Source organism: Kitasatospora sp. NPDC127067, from assembly GCF_042724755.1.
Lineage (GTDB): Bacteria > Actinomycetota > Actinomycetes > Streptomycetales > Streptomycetaceae > Kitasatospora > Kitasatospora lactacystinica.
This window is the reverse complement of the sequence record NZ_JBHXEM010000075.1, coordinates 1-22,000: the sequence shown is the minus strand read 5'-3', so window position 1 is coordinate 22,000 and position 22,000 is coordinate 1. Positions and strand designations below refer to the sequence as shown.

The 22,000-nt window shown below is 71.9% G+C and carries 12 protein-coding genes and 1 pseudogene; 5 read left to right on the top strand and 8 right to left on the bottom strand.

What is annotated here, in order from left to right; translation table 11 throughout:
* Positions 1-1,186: 1,186 nt before the first annotated feature.
* Complete coding sequence (locus ACFWJ4_RS26560; RefSeq protein WP_380547789.1) at positions 1,187-1,684, bottom strand: hypothetical protein; 498 nt, start codon at positions 1,682-1,684, stop codon at positions 1,187-1,189.
* 128 nt (positions 1,685-1,812) lie between these two features.
* Positions 1,813-2,103 carry a hypothetical protein gene (locus ACFWJ4_RS26555; RefSeq protein WP_380547786.1) on the bottom strand — a complete coding sequence of 97 codons (291 nt, stop codon included), beginning with the start codon at positions 2,101-2,103 and terminating at the stop codon, positions 1,813-1,815.
* Between the two features lie 886 nt (positions 2,104-2,989).
* On the opposite strand from ACFWJ4_RS26555, the gene ACFWJ4_RS26550 reads away from it, so the two are divergent.
* From ACFWJ4_RS26550 to ACFWJ4_RS26535, 4 genes are all read left to right on the top strand, one after another.
* Entirely contained in the window at positions 2,990-5,431 is a 2,442-nt protein-coding gene (locus ACFWJ4_RS26550) for a DUF6603 domain-containing protein (RefSeq protein ID WP_380547783.1), read from the top strand.
* Between the two features lie 109 nt (positions 5,432-5,540).
* Positions 5,541-7,763 (top strand): hypothetical protein, encoded by a 2,223-nt coding sequence (locus ACFWJ4_RS26545; protein ID WP_380547780.1) that lies wholly within the window; start codon positions 5,541-5,543, stop codon positions 7,761-7,763.
* Between the two features lie 67 nt (positions 7,764-7,830).
* Entirely contained in the window at positions 7,831-11,286 is a 3,456-nt protein-coding gene (locus ACFWJ4_RS26540) for a hypothetical protein (RefSeq protein ID WP_380547777.1), read from the top strand.
* A gap of 71 nt (positions 11,287-11,357) precedes the next feature.
* On the top strand, positions 11,358-12,920 hold the full coding sequence (locus tag ACFWJ4_RS26535; protein ID WP_380359128.1) for a discoidin domain-containing protein: 1,563 nt from the start codon (positions 11,358-11,360) through the stop codon (positions 12,918-12,920).
* A 468-nt stretch (positions 12,921-13,388) separates the two neighbouring features.
* On the opposite strand, the gene ACFWJ4_RS26530 is transcribed toward ACFWJ4_RS26535, so the two are convergent.
* The gene (locus ACFWJ4_RS26530) at positions 13,389-13,850 is read right to left on the bottom strand and encodes a hypothetical protein (RefSeq protein ID WP_380359125.1); all 462 of its coding nucleotides are present in this window, start codon (positions 13,848-13,850) and stop codon (positions 13,389-13,391) included.
* 223 nt (positions 13,851-14,073) lie between these two features.
* Here ACFWJ4_RS26530 and ACFWJ4_RS26525 point away from each other — a divergent pair, with 223 nt between their 5' ends.
* A complete protein-coding gene (locus ACFWJ4_RS26525; protein WP_380547775.1) occupies positions 14,074-15,378 on the top strand; it encodes an NAD(P)/FAD-dependent oxidoreductase in 1,305 nt (434 codons plus the stop codon).
* On the opposite strand, the gene ACFWJ4_RS26520 is transcribed toward ACFWJ4_RS26525, so the two are convergent.
* The 5 genes and pseudogenes from ACFWJ4_RS26520 to ACFWJ4_RS26500 all read right to left on the bottom strand — a co-directional run.
* A complete protein-coding gene (locus tag ACFWJ4_RS26520) occupies positions 15,368-15,610 on the bottom strand; it encodes a hypothetical protein (protein ID WP_380547772.1) in 243 nt (80 codons plus the stop codon). The genes ACFWJ4_RS26525 and ACFWJ4_RS26520 overlap by 11 nt on opposite strands.
* Before the next feature lie 187 nt (positions 15,611-15,797).
* Positions 15,798-16,472 (bottom strand): hypothetical protein, encoded by a 675-nt coding sequence (locus ACFWJ4_RS26515; RefSeq protein ID WP_380547769.1) that lies wholly within the window; start codon positions 16,470-16,472, stop codon positions 15,798-15,800.
* A 190-nt stretch (positions 16,473-16,662) separates the two neighbouring features.
* Complete coding sequence (locus ACFWJ4_RS26510; protein ID WP_380547767.1) at positions 16,663-18,891, bottom strand: RICIN domain-containing protein; 2,229 nt, start codon at positions 18,889-18,891, stop codon at positions 16,663-16,665.
* Positions 18,892-19,205: 314 nt separating this feature from the next.
* Entirely contained in the window at positions 19,206-21,407 is a 2,202-nt protein-coding gene (locus ACFWJ4_RS26505; RefSeq protein WP_380547764.1) for a M4 family metallopeptidase, read from the bottom strand.
* Positions 21,408-21,800: 393 nt separating this feature from the next.
* Positions 21,801-22,000, bottom strand: a pseudogene (locus ACFWJ4_RS26500) (hypothetical protein); the annotation flags it as partial.

Below are 22,000 nucleotides of genomic sequence, written 5' to 3'. Positions count from 1 at the left end.
GGTGCCCCGCGATCGACCTGCGCCCGCCGGTGCCCGGTGGGCGCAGGTCATCGCTGTGGCACTCACCCCGCCGCGGGGCTGTCGGCCACCCCCCGGACACTCCGGGCGCTCGGGGGTCACCGGTCCAGTCGTAGGAGACGGCGAGGTGGTCCACCATCTGCTCGACGTGCGCAGCAGCCCGGGGAGCCGGGCGGTCGGCGCCTCCTCGACGGCAGCCGCCGGCTCACCCCGATCGGCGGTGTGGTCGCGGACGGACGGATCGATCCGGCGGATCAGCTCGCAGGGGGTCGGAACGGCACAACGCTGCGCCGTCAGCGGTCCCGTTCCGGAAGCACGCGCAGGGCGAGGACGGATCCGTCCGGGTGGATGGAGACTGGGTCGTCCCAGGTGTTCCGGCGGATGCTCTACGAGACGCAGGGCCGGCAGTGACTCCGACTCGCGGCCCTCTACGTCCTGGCCGTCCGCCCAGCCGTCCTCGGCGGTCCAGGTCGTGTGCCGAAGGACGTTCTCGGGCGTCGAGTAGACGGCGTGGAGCCTGCCGTCGTACGAGGCGAGAGCGGGAGGGTATTCCGACACGTGGGCTGCCGGGAGCAGGGTGCCCTCGCTCCAGGCGGTGCCGTCGAACACGGCGTGCCACAGCCGGTACTCGTCCTCCCGGCCCTCGGGACTCTCCCTGGTCAGCCAGGCGCCCCTGAGGAGGTGCAGTTTGCCGTCGTGCACGCCGAGCGAGGACGGCCCCACTGTCTCGCCGATGTCGGGGGTCTTCACCGCGGCGCCGTTCGCGTCGACGGCCTCCGCCCACTTCCCGTCGGCGCCGCGGACCAGGTGCACGATCCTCTCGTCCGCCTCTTCGCAGCACCGGAGTCTCGGCGCTGGGGGTGCCCCCGCCCTTGTGGGCGCAGTACACGGTGCCGTCCACGGCGGCAAGCGCGGCGCCCCTCGCGCTGAGATGGTCCGCGAACGGCTCCGGCTTGCTCCAGCCTTCCCCGCTCGCGTACACCGCCCACCACAGACTCTGCCAGTTCACGTCCGCCACGCCCACTCCTCACTCACGTCGCCGCACCCGTGCCCGGCCCTGCGGCAGCCGGCGGAAGCAGGCTCCCTGGCCGAGCACGGGAATGATCACCACCAACATGACACAGAGCTCCGGTCCGACGACTGTGAGTGGGGTGGTGTCAATGGCACATCAGCTGCCTTGCCGCTCGCCGCATCGGCGAGTCGTGTGTGCGGACGAAGTCGGCGCATGCGGGTCGCCCGCGGAGGGCGAGACCCGCACCGGGTCGGGGTTGGTGGTGACTTCGAGGCAGAGCGGTGGTGCGGCGTCCGTGCCGTACTCGGCGTCAGAGCCGGTGGTGGTGATCTGCGGCATGGCGGCCGTCCGCGGTGGATCTCCTGTCTCGTTGCCGGCGCTGAGGGGTGCGTGGTGCTGCCAGGGGGCCACGCCGCCGATCGACCACCATTCGAGAGCGTGCAGCCTGGAGGAGGGCGCGCCGAGCTGGAATTCCGTCCCCTCGTTGGCGCGGATGGTGGCGTTCCGGCCGGGTCCCACGGTGGCCCGGCCGATGGGCTGCCCGAACCGGGTGAGCTCCAGGGTCGCGGTCCCGCCGGCCCCGTGCTGGTGGAGGACCAGGTAGCCCACGCTGGGCAGAGTCGCCTTGTACGTGGAGGCAGTGATGACGTTCATGCGCTGGACCAGGCGGCTCTCGGCGGATCGGACACGGACAGCATCTTCAAGCGCCGTACCGCCCGTGTCACCAGCCCAAGGCGGGCGGACTTCGGACCGCGCAGTCCGCCCGACCGGCCAGGGGGACGTCAGTTCCCGTTGACATCGATGAAGTTGATCGGATCGTTCGCGGAAAAGGCGTATTGGTTGAAGGCGACCGGACCGACACCAGTGATGGCCACAGCCTGGAACCGCACATCAGGGTTGCCGGACGCGTCCACCACGGAGATCCTTTCAGGGATTGCGGTCCCACCGCTGACGACAATCACGGGTCGACCGTCGCGGTACTCGATCGACAGCGTGCCCAGCGCGGGTTCGGCCGCTTCGGGCGTGTACTGGACCGGAGCCGGCCCCTTCGAGTTGGGCGTGGTCTCGGACATGGCTGCCTCCTCACCGGCCGGCTCGGTACCGACCCGGATGGATCTTTCCATGACGGACCGTCAGCACACCATCACTCTTGACAAACCAGGGGGAACACGGTCGGCGGAGGGCGCCCCCGCCGGCCTGCGCCTGCCGTTCGGAACCTGCGTACGCGGGTCGCAGCGCAGGCATCGTGTCCGAGCAGGCCGGCCCAGGCAGGCCGCGGCCCCTCACCGCCGCTCTTGATCGCCGGCGCCAGGTGCACTGCCGTCGACACCCATGTCGCCGTCCGGACCGCAGGCGACATCGATCCGGTCGCAGGTCCGAAACGGACGCTGGGCGCCAGCGGTCCGATCCACTACGGGACGGAGCACGGCCGGGCCCGCGGAAAGGGGGGTATTCCGCGGGCCCGACCGGCGGGAGGCCAACAGCACCGAGCCGCGGCGCTGCTCTGCCCGGCGGCCCGGAGGTGCCGCGGTGAGACCGCTGCGGCGGGAGTGCCGGACCTGTTGATCGGCCGGTGACCAGGGCTTCGAACCGGTGGGAGCACGGCACCAACGGGCGCCCTGGCGCCCCGCCCCCTGCACCGACCACAGGGCCGACCTCCATGGCCGGTTCGGATGCCGACTTTCAGCCATACTCGTAACCGAATGTAAGTAGAAGCATGCTCAGGGTGGTTGCCTGGCTAGGCTCCCTTCAGCGGACACGTCAGGGCTGGCACCAGGGGCCGACGCGTGATTCCGTCTTCCCCTTTTGCCCCGAGTAGAGGGTTGGGCCGCCGTGACAGCACGCGTGGAAGACGTTCGGAAGCTCCTCGAACAAGCGGCCGCGGGAGGTGCGGTCGAGATTCCGGCAGCTGTCCTCGCCGATCCGGATGCCGCCGCACTCGTGTTCCGCCCTGGCCCCGTGCGCATCGACGGCGCGCAGGGCGATCCGCAGACCATGACCGTCAGTGGCCTTGCCTCGACCACCGCCGGCGCGTCCGCGGTGCCGGTGCGCGTCTCGTTCTCCACGGACGGCGAGTGGGTGACCGGCATGCTGGCCGTCGCCGATCTCGGCGAGAACCATGCTCTGCTCCTGGTCGACGGCACTCCTGCCGGCACCCCGTTGGCGGCCGGGGCGTGGGCGCTGACGGACGGTCGCGCCCTACGGCTGGTCCAGCGCGCGCCGGCGCCGCCGACCGACCCCGGACGTCTCGACGGCCTGGGCCGTGCCCTGCCGGCGGTGCGCCACCGCGACGGCGCCGCACGCGAGCGCGCCCCGCAGGCGCTGGTCACCGAGCACGGCATCCGCGCCCCGCGCCCCGGGCCGCGGCGCCGCAAGGGCATGCGGGTCCTGGAGGCACCGTCGGCGCGCGGCTGGTCGCCGATCGGCACACCGGGCGGAGAGAACGGGCTGAGCGTCGACTACTACAACCCGCCGCTGCGGATCGCCGGCGCCCTGACCGCACTGCCCGCCCCCGCGCCGTACAGGACGGTGGTCGGCGGGGTCCTCCTGGTGGACACCGGCGCGTTCAACGGCTCCGCGATGGGCGCCTACGTCGTCCCGAAGAGCGGCGCCGATCCGTCGCTGTTCGCCTACGGCTCCCTCGGCAGCCAGATCGGGTACGGGCCACCGCAGTTCCAGGTGCGCGGGATCTCCGCCGGGTTCGGCTGGAACAGCCGGGTGCGGGTCCCGGCCGCCGACGCGCTGGGCAGCTTCCCGTTCCTCGTCGCCCTCGACAACCCCGGCGCGATCGGCGCCGACGACGACGAGGTCGACCCGCTCGCGGTCCTCAGCAAGCTGATCGGCGACGGAAGTCCGTGGGTGCGGGCGCAGGAGGGCGACCTCTGGTTCGCCGCCGGCCTGGCCTTCGACTGCTTCGAGACGTTCAGCGGCCGCGCCATGGCACTGGTGCAGACCGGCTCCGACCTGACGATCAGCCTGCTCGGCGCGGCCGGGATGCAGCTGCCCACCAAGAGCGACAAGAAGATCGCCCGGGTGGAGATCGGCATCGAAGCCACGTTGCGCCCCACCGCCGGGGAGCTGAGCATCGGCGCGGCGTTCACCGAGAAGACGTTCCTCATCGACCCGAACTGCAAGCTGCGCGGCGGCGTCGGCATGAAGTTCTGGTTCGGCAACCACGTCAACGCCGGTGATTTCGCGTTCATGCTCGGCGCGATTCCCGCGGGCCGGGAGCTGCCCGCCCGCTACCCCCGCCAGCAGCCGGCCGGCCTGACCTGGGGCGTCGGCTCGACCGTCAACATCACCGGCAACGCCTACGCCGCGTTCACCCCCAAGTCCCTGATGGCCGGCGGTTCCCTGGACGTCGTCTTCCAGTCCGGCATGCTGCGCGCCTGGCTCACCGCCCGCGTGGACGCCCTGCTGGAGTGGAACCCCTTCTACTTCGACGTCGGCATGGGGGTGCGGGTCGGGGTCTCCGCGACCATCAAGGTCTGGTTCGTCAAGGTCAGGATCTCGGTCGAGGTCGGCGTCAGTGTCCGGGTCTGGGGCCCGGCGGTGGGTGGGGAGGCCACCGTCCACCTGTGGTTCATCTCCTTCACCATCGGCTTCGGCGCCGGCCGCCGCAACCAGGCCCCGGCGCTGGACTGGGGAGGTTTCCAGGGCATGCTGCCGCCGCCGGAGAACATGGTCCGCACCACGGCGATCGCCGGGTACACCGGCGAGGGCTCCCCGGCCACCCGCGGTGGGGTCAAGCCGTGGCTGGTCAGCAACGGCGGCTTCACGTTCACCGCCGACACCCAGGCCCCCGTCAGCACGGTGTACCTGAACCAGGGCGGTGACACCGTCGAGGTCGCCTCCGACAAGGCGCTGGACATTCTGCCCATGCACCTGCGGGGCAGGGGCAGCGAACTGCGCGTCTGGCTCTCCTTCAACGGCGCCCCGTACACGCTGACCCCTAGGGACCGGCCCTGGGGCCGGGCGGTGCTGCTCGGCAACGTGCCCAACGGCCTGTGGGGCCAGGAGCCGGACACCCCGGACGACGGGATCATCCCGAAGCGGCTCCTCGGTATCCGGCTGACCTCACCCCCGGTCGACCACGGCGCGTCCACCGGATTCCTCGACGAGAACGCCATCTCCTTCGGCCCGATCAACCCCGACGGCAACCAGCCGCTCTCCGGAGAGGCGGCCACCGGCCCGGTGCCGGCACGGCCCGACGACGTCAACGTCATCGAGGTGATCCAGGACGGCATCGACACCCCTGCCATCCGCAGCAGTCGCACCGCGCTGGCGCAGGCTCTGACCGGTCTCGGCGCCGACCTCGGGGCACTCGACACCGACCTGAGCGGCTACGCGCACGCCGCCGGCACCGCGTTCACCGCCGAGCCGATGCTCATCGCCGGCTGACCGGACGCGCCGCACCCGGGGCCGCCCGCACCGCCTCCGCGGGCGGCCCGATCCGCCATGCGCCCCAAACCCTTCGCCCACTGCCGCGTCCTGTCGAAAGGCACGCCCTGTGACCACCACCTCCGAACCTGTCCCCCAGCCGCGCACCACCACCCCGGGGGCCGAGCACCGCACCCGCTTCTTCGACCACCGCATCCCCTCGCTGTACGCCGGCCGGTACCGGATCGACAACCGGCAGATCCTCAAGGACCTCGACGGCGAGGACCGCGTCATCGACGCCACCCCGCAGCCCTTCGACGTCGTCCAGCCGCGCTTCAGCTTCGACCCGACCGGCATCAACGCCCGGTTCCCGGTTCCCGACGCCGTCGGCACCTACAGCCAGACCCTCGCCCACATCAACCTCGACGCCCCCGGCCTGCCGTGGGCCCGCCCGCTCGGCGACGGCCGGCCGGGCGCCGTCCCGTGGATGGCCCTGCTGCTCTTCCGCGAGGACGAACTGCCCGAGGATCCGGACGCGGTCGGCCTCGTCACCGCCGGCAGCGTGGGTGAGCTGCTCGACGGCGCCCACGGCCCCGGAGCGGTGCCGGCCATCGCCCCCGGGAGCATGCACCCGGACGAGTACGACGAGCAGTGCGCCACCATCCTCGTCCCCAAGGCCCTGTTCGACGCGGTGAAGCCGCTGCCCTCCGAAATGGGCTACCTCGCGCACCTTCGCGAGGGCGGGCGCCCCGACGCCACCCGCGCCGGCACGGACCCCGAGCCCGACGAGGGCGAACTCAACGCCGTCCTCGTCGCCAACCGTTTCCCCGCGGCCGCGGGCGGGCGCCACGTCGTCCACCTCGCCTCCCTCGAAGGCCACGACCGATACCTGACCGCCCCCGCCCCCACCGACGGCGTACGGCTGGTCTCCCTCGCCTCCTGGTCCTTCACCACCGAACCCGACTCCGGCATCGGCTTCGGGGACCTCGCCCAGCACCTGGCCACCACCGACGGCACCACCGTGCGCCCCGAGGACGAATTGCGCCTGCGCGTACCGACCACCGGACCTGCCAATCCGGCCGGCCCGCAGAAGGAAGCCCTGGAGCGCATGGCAGGCGGGGCAGTCGCCCTGCCCCAGCGACTGGAGACCGGCGAGCGCACCCTCGCCTTCTACCGGGGCCCGCTCACCGCCGAACCCGCCCAGGAGCTTCCCGACCCGGCCGCCACCCGCCTGGACTCCCCGGGGGAGGCTCTGATCTACCTGCAGCAGTACGGCGTCTTCGACACCACCTACGCCGCCGCGTTCACCACCGGCCGCACCCTCGCCCTCGCCGACGCCGAGTTCCGCAACGCCCTGCTGGAGTTCCGCTCCGCCGCCCGCACCGCGGCCCGTCGCCTCGCCTCCCACCCCGAACTCGCCGCCCGCGCCGCGACCGAACTGACCAGCCGTCACCTCACCGCGCCGCTCGCCTTCGAGACCTTCGACCGCCTCCTCACCGACGACGACGCCCGCTCAGCCGGCGCCCGCCTCGTCCAGGCCCTCGACCAGGCCGGTCCTCAGCTGAGGGCCGGCCGGCGCCGCACCGCCGCCCGCACCCGCCGCGGCCAGGGTGACGCACGTGCCGTCCTGGCCCGGCCCGGCGTGGCGAGCCTGCTCACCCAGGCCGCCCCCGACACGTTCGCGAAGGTCACCGCCTGGCTGGACGCGCTGCGCCGCCTGGAGCTGCTGAGCCTGTCCCACCTGGTCCCCGACCCGCGCGCCCTGCCGGCCGAGAGCATCCGCTTCGCCTACCTCGACGCCGGCTGGGTGCGGGCGGCGGTCGACGGCGCGCTGAGCGTCGGCGTCGGCCACGCCCTGGACGCCGACCTCAACAAGCTCGCGACCGATGGGGGGCCGGTCCCGCAGTGCGCGGTGCTGATCAACTCCAGTCTGGTCCCGAACTGGCCCAACACCATCGTCACCGCCTACAAGGGCACCGAGGTCGTCGAGCCCGTGCGTGAGGCCGTGTTCGGCACGGAGATCCGCCTGGCGCTCTTCCCGGAACTCATCGACCGCTTCGAGCTGGCGGAGCCGCCGCGCGGCCTGTGCTTCGGCATCGGCGACCTCGGCACCATCGATCTGCGCGAGATCACCGGGGACCGGATCGGCCACCCCATCGACGAGTTCCCGCAGCCGGCCGGCTTCGCCCGGTTCCTGCGCCCGGGCGGACGGGACGTCCTCAACGTGGACGGACCCGGCGACGCCCTGGTGCCCGCCCTGTCCGGGGCGCACGGGGTGAACCGGATCTCCTCGGCGCAGTTCGCCCTGCAGATGATCAACGCGCCGCAGGCGCAGACCTTCTCCCGGCCCTGATCCCCACCCCGTTCCCGCGCCGTTCCCGCGCCGTAACGCCACGCGCTGACCGAAAGGACCCCGGGCCATGTCCGTGGACACCACCCTCGTCGTGCCGGTCGAGGTCGCGGCCCTCGCCGTCAACCGAGCCACCCGCGACACCGCAACCCCGCACGTGTTCCACCGGTGGATCACCAACTTCAAGGACGTCGGCCAAGGCGTCCCGGCCGAACCGGACCCGTTCTCCAGCCCCGAGGAGTGGACCGGCCGGGAGGACCGCCTCGGCGTCTACCTCCAGTGGGAACTGCCCGCCGCCCTCACCCGCGGCCGCCACGACGAAGAGGAAGGCATCGGCGACTTCCCCCTGGTACCCAACCGGTGGCTCGTCGTACGGCACACCGACAGCAGCCGCACGCTCAAGGCGTGGATCGTCGAGAGCGACTACCTCGACCCGATGAACGGCAGCGTCTCCTTCCAGGACCCGGACCGCGACGAACCCGCCGCGACCCTGATCGGCAAGTGCCACGACCTCACCGGCCCCTGGCGCGAGCCGACCGGCCGGCGCGCGCCCTTTCTCACCGCGATCGGCCCCGGCCTGCCCACCTTCTCCGTCTTCCAGCCCTACAACAGCAACGTCTTCTCCCTCCACGACACCCTCCTGGACACCCCCGAGGCAGAACTGCCCGCGCAGGAGCGGCTCAGCTACCTCGTCGTCGGCTGGTACGCCCAACCGGACAGCGACATCCTCGCCCGCGCCGACGACCTCGCCGCCCTGCTGGAGCAGCTGCAATGGACGCCGCCCGTCGGCTCCGGCAGCGGCATCCGCTCCTCCGTCTACTCCGGAACGGTCCTGGGCCTGGACTGGGACCTGACCGGTCCCGTCCCCGACTCGCCCTGCCCGAAGCCGGCCGACGTCACCGCGATCGTCTCCAACAGCATCGCCGAGGCCGTCGCCGAACTCGGAGCCCAGTCCGCCGGACCCGGCGCCCTGTCCGCAGACGAGGCCGACCTGTTCCGGGCCTTCCTGCTCGGCGGCATCGACGCCCTGGAGGAACGCGACCGGCCCGAGGCCGACCTCCTCACCGACCGCCGCGCCCACGACAGCGCCTTCGGCCCCGTCGCCGGCGGATACCGGTGGTTCATCGGCGAACGCGGCGAGGAGACCGGCCGCACCACCTCCCGCGCGGCCCGGGCCGCGGAGGCCGACACCGTCGCCGAACTCAACCGCCGCCAGGCCGCCCACGACGCCACCGAGGCCGAACTCGACACCGCCCGCGAACACCTCTACCACCTGTGGTGGCTCAACCACCTGCAGAGGAAGTCCGACGAGTTCACCGCCCGCATCGACGACGAACTCGACCCCGCCAACCCGGACGGCGCAGCCGGACGTGTCGTCGCCCTCGCCCGCGAGCTGGCCGCACAGCGCGCCGAACTGCCCTGGGGCAAGAGCGAGACCGACCTGGCGGCGCGCATCGACGCCCTGTACCCGGACTACGGCGCCCGGGCCGCCCGCCGCCTGATCCGCGTCCCGGCCGAGGACTTCGAGTACAGCGCCGACCCGGTCCTCACGCTTCAGGGCGCCAACCTCCACGCCCCGCTCACCCGCGACACCGCCCTGCCCTGCCGCACCCCCGAACGTCTGGTCACCAGCGCCTCCGGCACCACCACCGCCGACGTCGCCGCCGTGGCCGCCCGGATCGACCTCACCGGCCAGCAGCCGCCCTGCCTGCCCGCGCTGCTCGCCGAGTTCCTCATCCTGGAGCGCGCGCTCAAGTCCGGGGCGATCCGCGAGGTCACCGGGACCCTGCCCGAGTACGGCACCGCACCCTGGACCATGCCCTGGCAGCCGCTGTTCCTGCTGTGGAAGGCCCATTACTTCCCCCTGCCGTTCCGCGACGGCGACACCGCGCACTGGGACTTCGTCGACCGTTCCCGCTACCAGTGGAACGGAAGCGGGCAGCCCGGCGAGCCTCTGACCGTCCACGGCCACCAGACCCTCGCCCCCACCGCCGGCCACATCGTCGACGGCACCCTGCAGACCTACGCCCGCGTGCGCGACCAGCTGCCCGCCGACGCCCTGCGGCAGATGCGCTCCCAGGTCCGCGAAGCGGACTACCTCTCCCAGACCCTCGACGGCTTCGGCGCCATGATCGCCCAACGCCAGCCCTTGGCCGGCCTCCAGCCCGCCGGCGACCTGGCCACCCTGATCGGCAACGGAGACTACCCGCCGCCGGACCCCGGCGGTTTCCCCGGCGACTGGGACGACGAGTGGCCCGACTCGACCTTCCAGGACCTGCGCGCCGGCCAGCTCGCCTTCCTCGACCTGGCCGTCGTCGACCGCTTCGGACGCTCCGTCAACCTCATCGGCACCGCGAGCCACTTCGCGCCCGAGATGCCCGACACCATGCGCCCGGCCCACCCCGTCAGCGGCTACGACTCCGACCGGCTGGTCGAACTCGGGCCGCGCCTGTTGCAGCCGGCCCGCCTGCGCTTCGATTTCCTTGCCGCGACCACCGACGACGACACCGACCTGACCCCCGGGGCCAACCCCGTCTGCGCCTGGCTGCTGCACAACCGCCTCGACCAGTCACTCGTCGTCCACGCTCCCGACGGCGCCGCCCTCGGCGAACTACGCGTCACCCTGAACCCCAGCGACCAGCGCGAGGTTTCCTGGAGCGCCCTGCCGGGCTCCCAGGTGACCCACTTCGAGCAACTGGAAGCTCTCACCCGGCACACCTACCAACTGCTCAACGCCGTGAAGACCCGCGGCCCGCAGACCTTCGACGCGTTCCGCGCCACCCTCGACCAGGCCCTGCAGACCATCGACCCGGACGGACCGGCCGACCCCGGCCTCGGCTTCCTCCTCGGACGCCCCCTCGCCCTGGTCCGCACCCGCCTCACCATGAACCTCCGCGGCCCCTTGCGCACCGACGTCAGCTGGCAGAACCTCTTCGGACCCTCCCCCTCCCGGCTGCCCGGCTACCCGTGGACGATCCGCCTCGGCGAGGCGCAGCAGAGCGACGACGGCCTGGCCGGCTACGTCCTCAACGACGACTACGAGCACTTCGAGACCATCGTCGCCCCGGCCGCCGACAGCGGCGGCTACCTTCGTCCGATCGGCGACAAGCCCAGCCTCGAACTGGACTTCGGTGACAACAGCACCGCGGTCGCCACCGTGCTGCTCGATCCGCGCGCGGCCGTGCACGCCACCACCGACATCTTCGCCACCAAGAAGGTGTTCGTCCCGCAGGAGTTCACCGACCCGGCGATCGCCCGTATGAGCGTGCACTTCCGCACCGGACCGCTCCTGGCCGCCACCACCGCCCTGCGCGGCCCGCAAGAGGAGAGCGAGGAGACCGCCCTCATGCCGGCCCCGGCCGACATCGTCGGCACCTGGACGTGGTCCGAGAACCGCGGCGGCACCTGGCAGAAGCTGCCGATCCTCGGCCAGGACCAGTACGACCTCCCCCTCGCCGAACCCGAGATCCGCTCCGGTTTCCTCACCCTCGACGACGCCGCCCCACACAGCCGCACCGACCGCTGACACGCCTCGCCGTGACGCGCCGTCCCGGGAACGGGACGGCGCGTCCCATGAATCCGAAGGAGAACCACCCCGTGTCCGTCGTGATCCAGACCCAGAACGCCGGTACCGCCGCCGACGATCCGCTGCTGACCTATCAGATCACCACCACCCCGAGCCCGCTGAAGGCATCACCCGAGAACCCGCAGGCCCCCGAGGAGATCGGGGAACTGATCATCTCGGTCGCCCGGCAGAGCGGCACTCCGGCCGACGTCGAATGGATCAAGGTGAAGGTCCCGGCCGGGACGATGGCCCCCGACCTCGCCACCGACCTGAACAAGATCAGTCCCCGGATCAGCCTCTCCGGCTGGACCGTGCGCCTGGACGCGGCCGCCAGGGAGTTCGTCTGCGCGCCCGTCGGCAGCCACGCCCCGATCGGCCCCGGCACCGGGTTCACCATCCAGTTGTCGGACATCCCGATCAGCCGCAAGGTCGGCACTGCCCCGGTCACCGTCACCGAACGCTCCCGCACCGGAGACGCCGACTTCGAGGCCAGGAAGACGATCTTCAACCTCGGCAAGTTCCCCGCCGACTTCTACCTGCGCAACTTCCAGTGCGAACCCTCCATCATCCCCAACGGCGGCGACGTCAAGCTCACCTGGGAACGCTCCGCCAACGCCACCTACGAGCTGCTGTACCCGGGGGTCGACCGCGACGTCACCAACCGCACCAGCCTGCCCATCGAAGGCATCACGTCCGACACCACGTTCTACCTGCGCGGAACCACCGGCGACCCGTCCAACCCCGTCGTGAGGATCCTCTCCACCCATCTCACCGTCCTCAAACCCGACCTCGACATCGGCAACCTCATCGTCAACGGCACCGTCATCGCGAAGGGCGACGTCACCATTGCGCCGGGCAACCAGCTGGCCGTCCCCAAAATCGTCGGGAACGGCAGTCACATCGAAGTGGCCGGCAACATCCACCAGTCGGCCGGCGGCATCTCGGTCAGCACCGGCGGCCTGACCGTCGACGGGAACGCCACCGTGTCGGGCGAGCTCACCGCCACCTCGGTGACAGCCCGCAACTCCCTGACCGCCGGCCTACCGACCGCCAGCGCCCTCCCCGAGGGCATGGCAGGCCACACGGCCGACAAGATGCTGGACGGCCGGGACGACACCTACTACCAGTCGAGGCTCACCCCGTACTTCAACGACTGGGCGATGGTCGACCTCGGGGAAATTCGCCGCATCACCAGGATCGACATCCACTTCACCGCATCCGGGGTGGCCGGAAGGGTCGAAACATCGAACGATCGAACCACCTGGACCCCCAGGGGGGCCATCACCCCGCCGCTGTCCAGCCACACGCTCCCCAACGGCGGAGCCGAGGTCCGGTACGTCCGCTTCCTTGTCGTTCCAGGCCAACTCTTTGTCTTCCAGATCCGGCACTTCATCATCACTCCAGGCGGCTCGTTCACCGCCGGCTTCAGCTCGAGCCGCAGCCTCGGCACCGAGCCAACGGGTTCCGCAGATGCGGCAGCCGTGACCAACGGCGACGGCTCGCCCGCACAAGCAGACACACAGACCTCCGCCACGGATGCGCCTCTCCCGCTCCCGGGCGCGGACGCGGACGCTCAGGATGGAACACGCACATAAGTGCCTGCGCCAGGACGGCCGGCTCCACCCCGGTAGAAGCGCACGGAAGGGCCAGGCCTACTGCCGCTGCGGGTGTCGGACACGGTGGCGAGACACTGCTCCGACCGCTCCCGCAGGCGGAGCCGCTCCCATCCGCCCGAACGCCGGAGGATCGGATTCCGATCGGCGGCCTCGCCGCACAACTCGGCCCGGGGCGGGTGAAGAACCGCGCAGCCGGGACAGCCGGGTGGCACGGCGCTCACCCATGTGCGGCTCCGGCTGGCTGACAGGGACCAAGAGCCACGCTTCGTCCGTGCCGGGCGGCAGCGCAAAGGCCTGCGGTTGGAGACGCCCTGGCACCAGTACGCCCCGCACCGGTATCTGCCGGGGCCGGCCATCGTGCCGCAAGGTCGCTCCGGCCGTGCCCTGTGGTTCGGTCTCCCAGTGCCCCGCCCGTGTGGGCGGGGCACCGGAATGCCGTGGTGGCGGCTACTTCTCGTCCTGCTCCAGGATGTTCGCCTCCAGGAAGTCGGCCAGGCTGCCGACGATCACGGCCGACGCGAGTGCCTTGTCGAGCACCTCCTTGTTCACCGCTTCCGCCTCCTTGCCGCCGTCGGCCTCGGGCAGACCGAAGTGATGGCGCAGGGCCAGCTGCTTGTCGACGACCACGGCGGCGGGCAGCTTCCAGTCCGCGCCGAGGAATTCGAGGAGGGCGGGGATTTCGAAGTCGTCGGCGGGGCCGATGAAGGAGGTGACGGCGATCCAGCCGGCATTCTTGCCGTCGTACTCGAAGTGCAGCTTCTGGTGGCGCTTCTTGGTCGTGCCGTCATCGAGCTTGAGCGACTGTTCGAAGGTGGCGGTCGCCGTGGTGCCCTTCTCCGTGTCCAACGTGACGTTCTCGGGGCCGAGCGCCTTGGCGAGCAGGGAAGTGAAGTCCAGCCACGTCGTCATCGGTCTTCGTCCTGTTCTCTGGATGCCGGGGGTGTGCCCTGCGTTCAACGGGCATACCGTCGCCCGGGCCACGGGCGGATGGTGTCGGTCGGGCGCCAACACCTGTGCAGCGCTAACGCAGTGACGACCCATGGCCGATCTCGCCGATTGGGCTCCCGTACACTCGGACGCTGTTCACCGCCGTGCCGAGCCTGCGCACGCCACCGCCCGGGGAGGGGCCGTCATGACCGTCGTTCGACCGGACGCCGTGGTCGTCGGAGCCGGGGTGATCGGCGCGGCCGTCGCCCTCGAACTCGCGCGCGCCGGGCGGCAGGTGGTCGTCGTGGACAAGGCGGGCGCCGTCGGCCACGGTTCCACCAGCGCCTCCAGTGCGATCATCCGCTTCAACTACTCCACCTTCGCGAGCGTCGCCACCGCCTGGGAGGCGCAGCACCTCTGGACGTCCTGGCCCGACCACCTGCGGCTCACCGGCCGCCGCCCGCTCGCCGCCTTCCACCGCACCGGTGCCGTGCTGCTCGACTCCCCCGAGGTCGCGCCGTCCGAGACCGCCGCCCTGTTCGAGCGCGCCGGCGTCCCGTACGAGCGGTGGGACGCCCCGACGCTGCGCAGGCGCCTTCCCGGGATCGACCCCGGGCGGTACTGGCCGCCGAAGCCGGTGGACGACGACGCCTTCTTCGCCGACCCGTCCGGCGAGCTCGGTGCCCTGGTCACGCCGGACGCCGGGTACGTCGACGACCCTCAGCTCGCCGCCCAGAACCTCGCCGACGCCGCGGCCGAGCTGGGCGCCCGCTTCCTCCTCCACCACACCGTGGTGGCCGTCGACCGGCACGCGGACCGGGTGACGGGCATCCGCCTGGCCGACGGCACGCGGATCGGCGCACCGGTCGTGGTCAACGCCGCCGGCCCGTGGTCCGGCGGCCTCAACCGGCTGGCGGGGGTCGGGGACGACTTCACGATCGGTGTGCGTCCGCTGCGCGAGGAGGTCCACCAGGTCGCCGCACCGGACGTCCGGACCGCCGACCCGTTCCCCCTGGTCGCCGACCTCGACCTCGGCACCTACGTCCGCACGGCCCCCGGCGGGCACCTCCTGGTCGGCGGGACCGAGCCGGAGTGCGACCCGCACGAGTGGATCGACGATCCGGACGAGGCCGATCCCCGCCCCACCGCCCGCCGCTTCCGCACCCAGGTGACCCGGGCGGCTCGCCGGTTCCCGGCGCTGCGGGTCCCCAACCGGCCCCTCGGCGCGGCGGGCGTGTACGACGTCGCCGACGACTGGACCCCGATCTACGACCGCACCGCCCTCGACGGCTACTACGTCGCGATCGGCACCAGCGGCAACCAGTTCAAGAACGCCCCACTGGTGGGCCGCTTCCTCGCCACCCTGATCGACCGCGTCGAGGCCGGTCACGACCACGACGGCGACCCGGTCCACTACCGCGGCGACCACACCGGCAACGTGATCGACCTGGGCGCCTTCTCCCGCCGACGCCCGGTCCGGGCGGACTCCGCCCGAACGGTCATGGGCTGATCACACGCAGCTCCCGCACGAGGTCCCCGACCACGCCGACCACGAACTCCGGTGCCTCGTGCGGGAAGTCGTGGCCGGTCCCCTCCGGCGTGTGCACCAGCCTCGACGCCGTCGACGCCGCCAGGTAGCGGACTCTGCTGCGGAGGTAGAAGCCGCTGATCCGCTCGGCCTCGACCCCGTCCCGGGCACCGGCCAGCACCGCCTCGTCACCGATGAGATCCCGCGGTATCACCCTGCCGATGGACCCCGCGCAGCCGGTGACCAGGACGTTCTCCGTCCGAGGTGGATCCCTTCCCGGTCACCGGGTGCCCGATGGCGCCCGGTGACCGGGAAGGACGTCCGTTCGTGTCCGGGCGGTCCCCGGCAGGCACCCTGGCGGTACGGCCGGACCGCTCGGCCCGGCGGCCGGGGCCGGAGGCTCAGGCCCGGCGGCGCCGCCGGAGCCGGAGCCCGGTGCCGACCAGCAGCACGGCCGCGACGGCGGTGCCGGCGGCGGCCCAGGTGGTGGAGTCGGAGGTGTCGCGCGCGGAGGCGGAGCCGGAGGCCGCGGTCGGTGCGGAGCCGGAGGCCGCGGTCGGTGCGGAACCGGCGGAAGCGGGCTCGGACACCGGCCCGCCGGTGGGCACCGGGACGGGCCCGGCGCCCGTCCCCGTCGACGCGGCCGACGGCACACCGGCCGGGGGCGACGCGGCCGCCGTGCCGGCGGGCACCGGGTCGTCGATGACGGCGTCCGCCACGTCCAGTTCGCGCTGGGCGTGGCCGAGCGAGGGGAAGGCGCAGTCGACGGTCACCTGCCAGTGCCCGGCGGGCAGGATCTCCCGGGTGGTGTACGTCCCCGGGCGGCCCGGGACACCGACCAGTCGCCAGGGGCCCACCGTCCGGCCGTCCGCCGTGGTGGCGGAGAGCGTGCCGGCGAACTCCTCGGTGACCGGGTCGTGGTCGTTCTCCCAGGTGGCGACGGTGCTGACGCGACCGTTCTGCTGGCCGGTGACGTCCAGGTGGACGCTGTCGCCGTGGGCACCGGCCGGTGCGGCGGCGGGCAGGACGGCGGCCGCCGCGAGGGCGCAGGCGGCGAGGAGCGGGCGGGTTCGCATGGCAGGTGTTCCTCGGAGCGGTGTGGGAGGACGGGTGCGGGAAACGGGGGCACCGGGCGCGGCCGCGCCGGAACGGGTGGCCGCGCCCGGCGCGCGGGCCGGGCGACGTGCGGGACCGTGGCACCAGGCTGGCGGGCAGCCGGGCCACGGTCCTCGGGCGCGCGGCCCGCGGTCGGTCGGAGCTGCCTGCCTACGTGGTCTTCAGGAGCGACCAGTTCTGCTGCGGCCGGCCGTTCGCCTGCTGCAGCTCCAGCAGCCAACCGCCGTAGTACCAGCGAGTGCTGAGCCCCAGCACGAGCGAGCCGCCGTCCGCGGTGACGGTGAACCCGCCCTCGGCGGCGTTGAGCTGCCACTTCTGCGCGGCCGTGTCGGAGCACGGCTGCTGGGCGACGTACTGACCGGCCACCGGGGCGCCGCCGAGTTGCAGGCACTTGCCGGAGCGCGCGGACTTGATCCGCACCGCGCCGTTCCCGGCGTCCTCGAACTGCCACTTCTGGTTGGCGTAGCCGGTGCGCTGGTAGGCGATGGCCACGGTCCCGTCGTTCGTCGAGCTGCCCCACAGGTCGGCGGCCTGCCCGGTCAGCCCGTTGACCATCGTGTAGCGCGTGCCCGGCTGCGGGCGGCCGGCGTCGGTGACCGTGCGGAAGGTGGCGGTGCGACCGGGCTTGCCGACCGCTCCGGCGGCGTCGCGGACGGCCACGGCCACGGTGTACGAGGTGCCGGGGGCGAGGCGGACCACGCCGACCACCGTGGAGCGGACGGTGCCGATCGCCTGGCCGTTCAGCAGTACGTCGTAGCCGGCCGCGGCGGGTACGGCGGTCCAGCTGAGCACGGCGGAGTTCTGGGTGACCTGGCTGACGCCCACCGCGGGGCCGGTGTTGCCCGCCGTGGGAGTCGCGGTGGGGGTCGGGGTCGCGGTCGGGGTCGCGGTCGGCGACGGGGAGCCGGTCGGCGTGGGGGTGGTGCTGCCGGTGGGCGTCGGGGACGGCGAGGGCGTGCGGGTCGGCGTGCCGGTCGGAGTCGGGGTGGGCGTCGGGGTGGGCGTCGGGTCGGGGCCACTGCCGCCACCGGCGATGAGGAAGCGGTTGTTGGCGACGTTCCAGTGCGTGGTGAGGTAACTGCCCGGCGACGGGGAGGTGTTGTAGTAGTCGTCGTGGTTGCAGTCGAGCCGGTCGTCATGGGCGCGGTCCGGGCAGACGGTCCGCATCTGCGGGTAGTCGGGGGCGTCCGAGTAGCACATCACGTCCCATTCGTCGACGCAGTGCCCGGCCTTGCTGGAGTTGGGCGCGCTGTTGTTCACCGCGCCCAGGTTGTGGCCGAGTTCGTGGGCGGCCGTGCTGCCGCTCCAGCACCCGGAGTCGGTCCGGCCGTACGAGGGACCGAAGTTGCTCAGGTTGTCCTGGCCGGGGCGCTCGTCGCCGGCGAAGGTGCCGATCCCGCAGTACACCTTGGCGTCGGTGAACATCATGTACTTGCGGTCCTTGCGGTTGAACCCCTGCGCGGCGAGGGCCCGGTTGCTCGCGTTGAAGTCCTGGATCTCGGCGTCGGAGATCTGCACGTTCAGCACCGAGGCGCTGCAGTCCGACTCGGTGACGAAGCGGACGTGCCGTTCGCCGCCGGTCTCCGCGGCGCTGGCGTTGTAGATGACGTCGACGTCGGCGGACCACTTCTTGAACGAGGCAAGGTACTGGGCGAAGCGGTCGTTGCCCGGGCTGTGGACGTACACCACCTGGACGCGGTTGCCGCTGCTGCCGTCGCCATCGCAGACCAGCTTCGACCCGGCGGGCACGGCCGCTCCGGCCGGGGCAGCATCCGCGGCGGTGCCGGCGCCGCCGAGCAGTGCCTTCTGCGTGGCGTCCAGGACGGGCGCGGACCCCTTCAGCAGGTCGGCGGCGGCGGGTGCCTGGGCTCCGGCCGCGGGGGTGAGCGCGGGCGTCCGAGCGGCCGGGGCCGCGACCGGCGGGACGTCCTGGCGGATGTCCACGCCCTTGGGCGGCACGTCCGGGCCGTGGCTGCACTGGGTGCTGCCGGTGACCTCCAGCGTGCCGCCGCAGCGGTCGCTGCCGGGCAGGCTCAATCCGGCGTAGACCAGGCCGCGTTCGGGCTCGTCCTTGGGTATCGCCTTGAGCGGCGCGGCCTTCTGGTCCCGCTTCGGGGCGGGCGCCTGGGTGGCCCCCTCGGCGGTGCCGGTCTCCCCCGGTCCGCCGTCGTAGCCGACCAGCCCGGCCTGCGTCCCCGAACCGTCGACCCCGTCGGCCGCGGCCGTGACGGCGCCGTTCAGGGCCGCCGGCTCCAGCGCGGTGCGGATGCCGAGCGTTCCCGCCAGCAGCCCTGCCGCCACCGCCGCGGCGACCAGGGCGCTCCTGCGGGTGAGCCTGCGGCGCTTGCGCCGGCGAAGCTCGGTGCTCCGGTGTCCCATCGCGTTCCTTTCCTCGTGCGATGACCCGGACCCTGTGGTGAAGGGGAACGGGCCTTCCGACACTCCGGAGAGCACGGGGAACGACCGGCAATAACAGAAACATCTTGCGAAAATATTCAGCGCGTTCGAACCGCGGGCGACGGAGACGCCGGTTCCAGCCGGGGTGGTCCGGAGCCCGGCGACGGACCGTGCCGCACGGCCAAGAGGTGATCCGGCCGGCGAAGTGGGTGCCTTCGCCGACCGGATCACCTCAGAGGTCAGTGCTCAGTGCTCAGTGCTCAGTGCTTGGTGCTCGGTGCTCGGTGCCGACACGGTCAGAAGATGAGCTTCCAGCCGTCGATGCGGCCCGAGTCGGTGCGGTACATGTCCTGCACCCGGAGCCGCCAGGTGCCGTTGGCGAGCTGGGCGGAGGCGTCGACCGTGTAGGTCTCGATGACGTTGTCGCCCGAGTCGCCGAGGTTGCTCTTCTTCAGCGAGTACACCGTGCCGTCCGGGCCGACCAGGTCGACGACCAGGTCACCGCGCCAGGTGTGCTTGATGTCCACGCCCACCTTGAGGTCGCTCGGCGCCCGGTCCGGGATCCGGTCGATGACGATGTCCGAGAAGATCGCAGGGCCTCCGTCCGGGATCGACACGGGGGTGGTGTTCGCGAAGATGCCCCGGGAGACCTTCCAGGTGAACGTCGTCGCGAGGCTGCTGTGGTGGGAGGCCTTGGCGGTGACGGTGACCGTGTACGTGCCGGTGAGGGCCGGGACGCCGGTGACGCGGCCGGTGACCGGGTGGAGCGTCAGGCCCTCGGGGAGGCCGGTCGCGTGGTAGGTGACGATGCCGGGGTTGAAGTTGGCGGCCTTGATCTGGAGATCGGCGGGGGCGCCGATCGCGGTGATCTGGCTGGCGACGGGGTCCAGCAGGAGGCCGTCGACGACGCGCGGGCCGACGTTGATCGCCGCCCAGGCGTTGGCGGTGTTCATGTAGGTCGCGCTGGTCGGCCCGTACAGGTCGGCGGCGGCCTGCAGGGTGGCGGTGCGGGCCGCCGCGTAGTTGGTCGACGAGGTCATGTAGGTGGTCAGCGCCCGGTACCAGATCTTGGCGGCCGCGTCCCGGCCGATGCCGGTCACCGGCAGGCCGTCGGAGGTCGGCGAGTCGTAGGCCACGCCGTTGACGGTCTTGGTGCCGCTGCCCTCGGAGGCCAGGTAGAACCAGTGGTTGGCCGGGCCGGAGGAGTAGTGCACGTCGACGGAGCCGAGGTCGGACGACCAGTAGTCCCTGGAGCGACCGTCCTTGGAGGGCTTGTCCATGTAGCGCAGCGGGGTGCCGTTGCCCCTGATGTCGATCTTCTCGCCGACCAGGTAGTCGCCCTTGTCCTCGGGGTTGTCGGCCCAGAACTCGATGGCGGCGGCCATGATGTCCGAGGTGGCCTCGTTCAGGCCGCCGGACTCGCCGCTGTAGATCAGGTTCGCGGTGGCCGAGGTGACGCCGTGGGTCATCTCGTGGGCGCCGACGTCGATGGAGGTCAGCGGCTTGACGTTGCCCGCGCCGTCGCCGTAGGTCATGCAGAAGCAGCTGTCGGACCAGAACGCGTTGACGTAGTTGTTGCCGTAGTGGACCCGGGTGTAGGCGCCGACGCCGTCGTCCTTGATGCCGTTGCGGCCGTGGACGTTCTTGTAGTAGTCCCAGGTGAGTTGGGCACCGTAGGCGGCGTCCACGGCGGCGGTCTGCCGGTTGGCGACGGTGCCGTCGCCCCAGGTGTCGGTCGGGTTGGTGAACAGCTTCCTGGTGGAGCTGGTGCCGTTCAGGTCGTAGGTGCTGTGGCCGCCGCGGGTGTTGTCGGTCAGCGCGAAGCCGCCGCCGGCTGCCGCCGAGGTGCCGATGGTGACCTGGCCCGAGTACTTGCTGTTGCCGACGCCCGTCTCGACGCCCTGGTACTCGAAGATCTTCTTGCCGGAGTTGGCGTCGGTGATGACGTGCAGCTCGGACGGCGTGCCGTCCTCCTGCGTGCCGGTGACCACCGTCTCCCACGCGAGGCGCGGGGTGCCGGACGCGGCCCAGACCACCTTGCGGGCGCTGTCGGCCGCCGGCTCCGAGACCTTCGCGCTGCCGGCGCTGTCGAGCGCGAGGCCCTTCGCCGCCTCCGCGCTCTCCTTGGCGGTGGTGTCGACGGCTATGTCCGCCTCGGTGGCCTTGGTGACGCCCTTCGTGGAGCCGTCCGCGGCGGTGTGGACGACCAGGTCGCCGCCGAGCACCGGCAGTCCGTCGAAGGTCCGCTCGTAGCGGGTGTGCACGCTGCCGTCGGCGTCCTTGGTGACGCCCCTGGCGACCAGTGCCTCCTTCGACCCCAGCTTCAGCGACCTGGCGGTCTCCGCCAGCGACGCGTCCGCCGAGGCCAGCAACTCACCGCGCTGCTCCGGCGACAGCTGCACCGGCAGCGCGCCGGCGGTGGCCCGGACCTCGGCGGGGGCCTGCGTGGGAGTCTCGTCGGCGACGGCGACACCGGATGTCAGGGCAGCCACGATCATCGCGGCGCCGACTGTCAACGCGCCTGCGCCGGTGGTCTTTCGGGAGGATCGATTCACACTGAACTCCTTCTGCGACGGCCGCGCGGGTGCGGCCGGAGTCAGCCGGGAGGGCAGGGATGGTGCCGCCCGGTAGAGCTGGTGGTTCGAGTGGGGGACAACCTCCACGTGATCACCGCAGCGGGTGGTGCGCGTGCGACTGCAAGGGCCGCTGCGGCGATGGGACGGTACAGTGCCATCTTTGTTGGAAACACGTCACCCGTGCGGCGACAAGTTGGCCGGAATGCTTCGTGATAGACGTAATGTCGAGGTAATCCACCGTCAGAAGACGGGTAATGCGGGGGAAAACAGACCGGCGCCGGCAACGGCCCCACCACTGGGCGCCCGGTGTGGCGCCTACGGGTGGGTGGCCTTGACGTTGGGCTGGGTCTTCTGGTTGTAGATCTCCTTGCCGTCCGCGTTGTAGGCGTGGACGTAGGGGGCCGGGGGGAAGGAGTTCGTGTTGTTTCCGGTGGAGACGGCAGCCGTGTAGGCGAACGCGCCGCCCGCCATGACGGCCGGGTACTGGGTCGGGTCGTCGCCGTAGCTGATGGTGA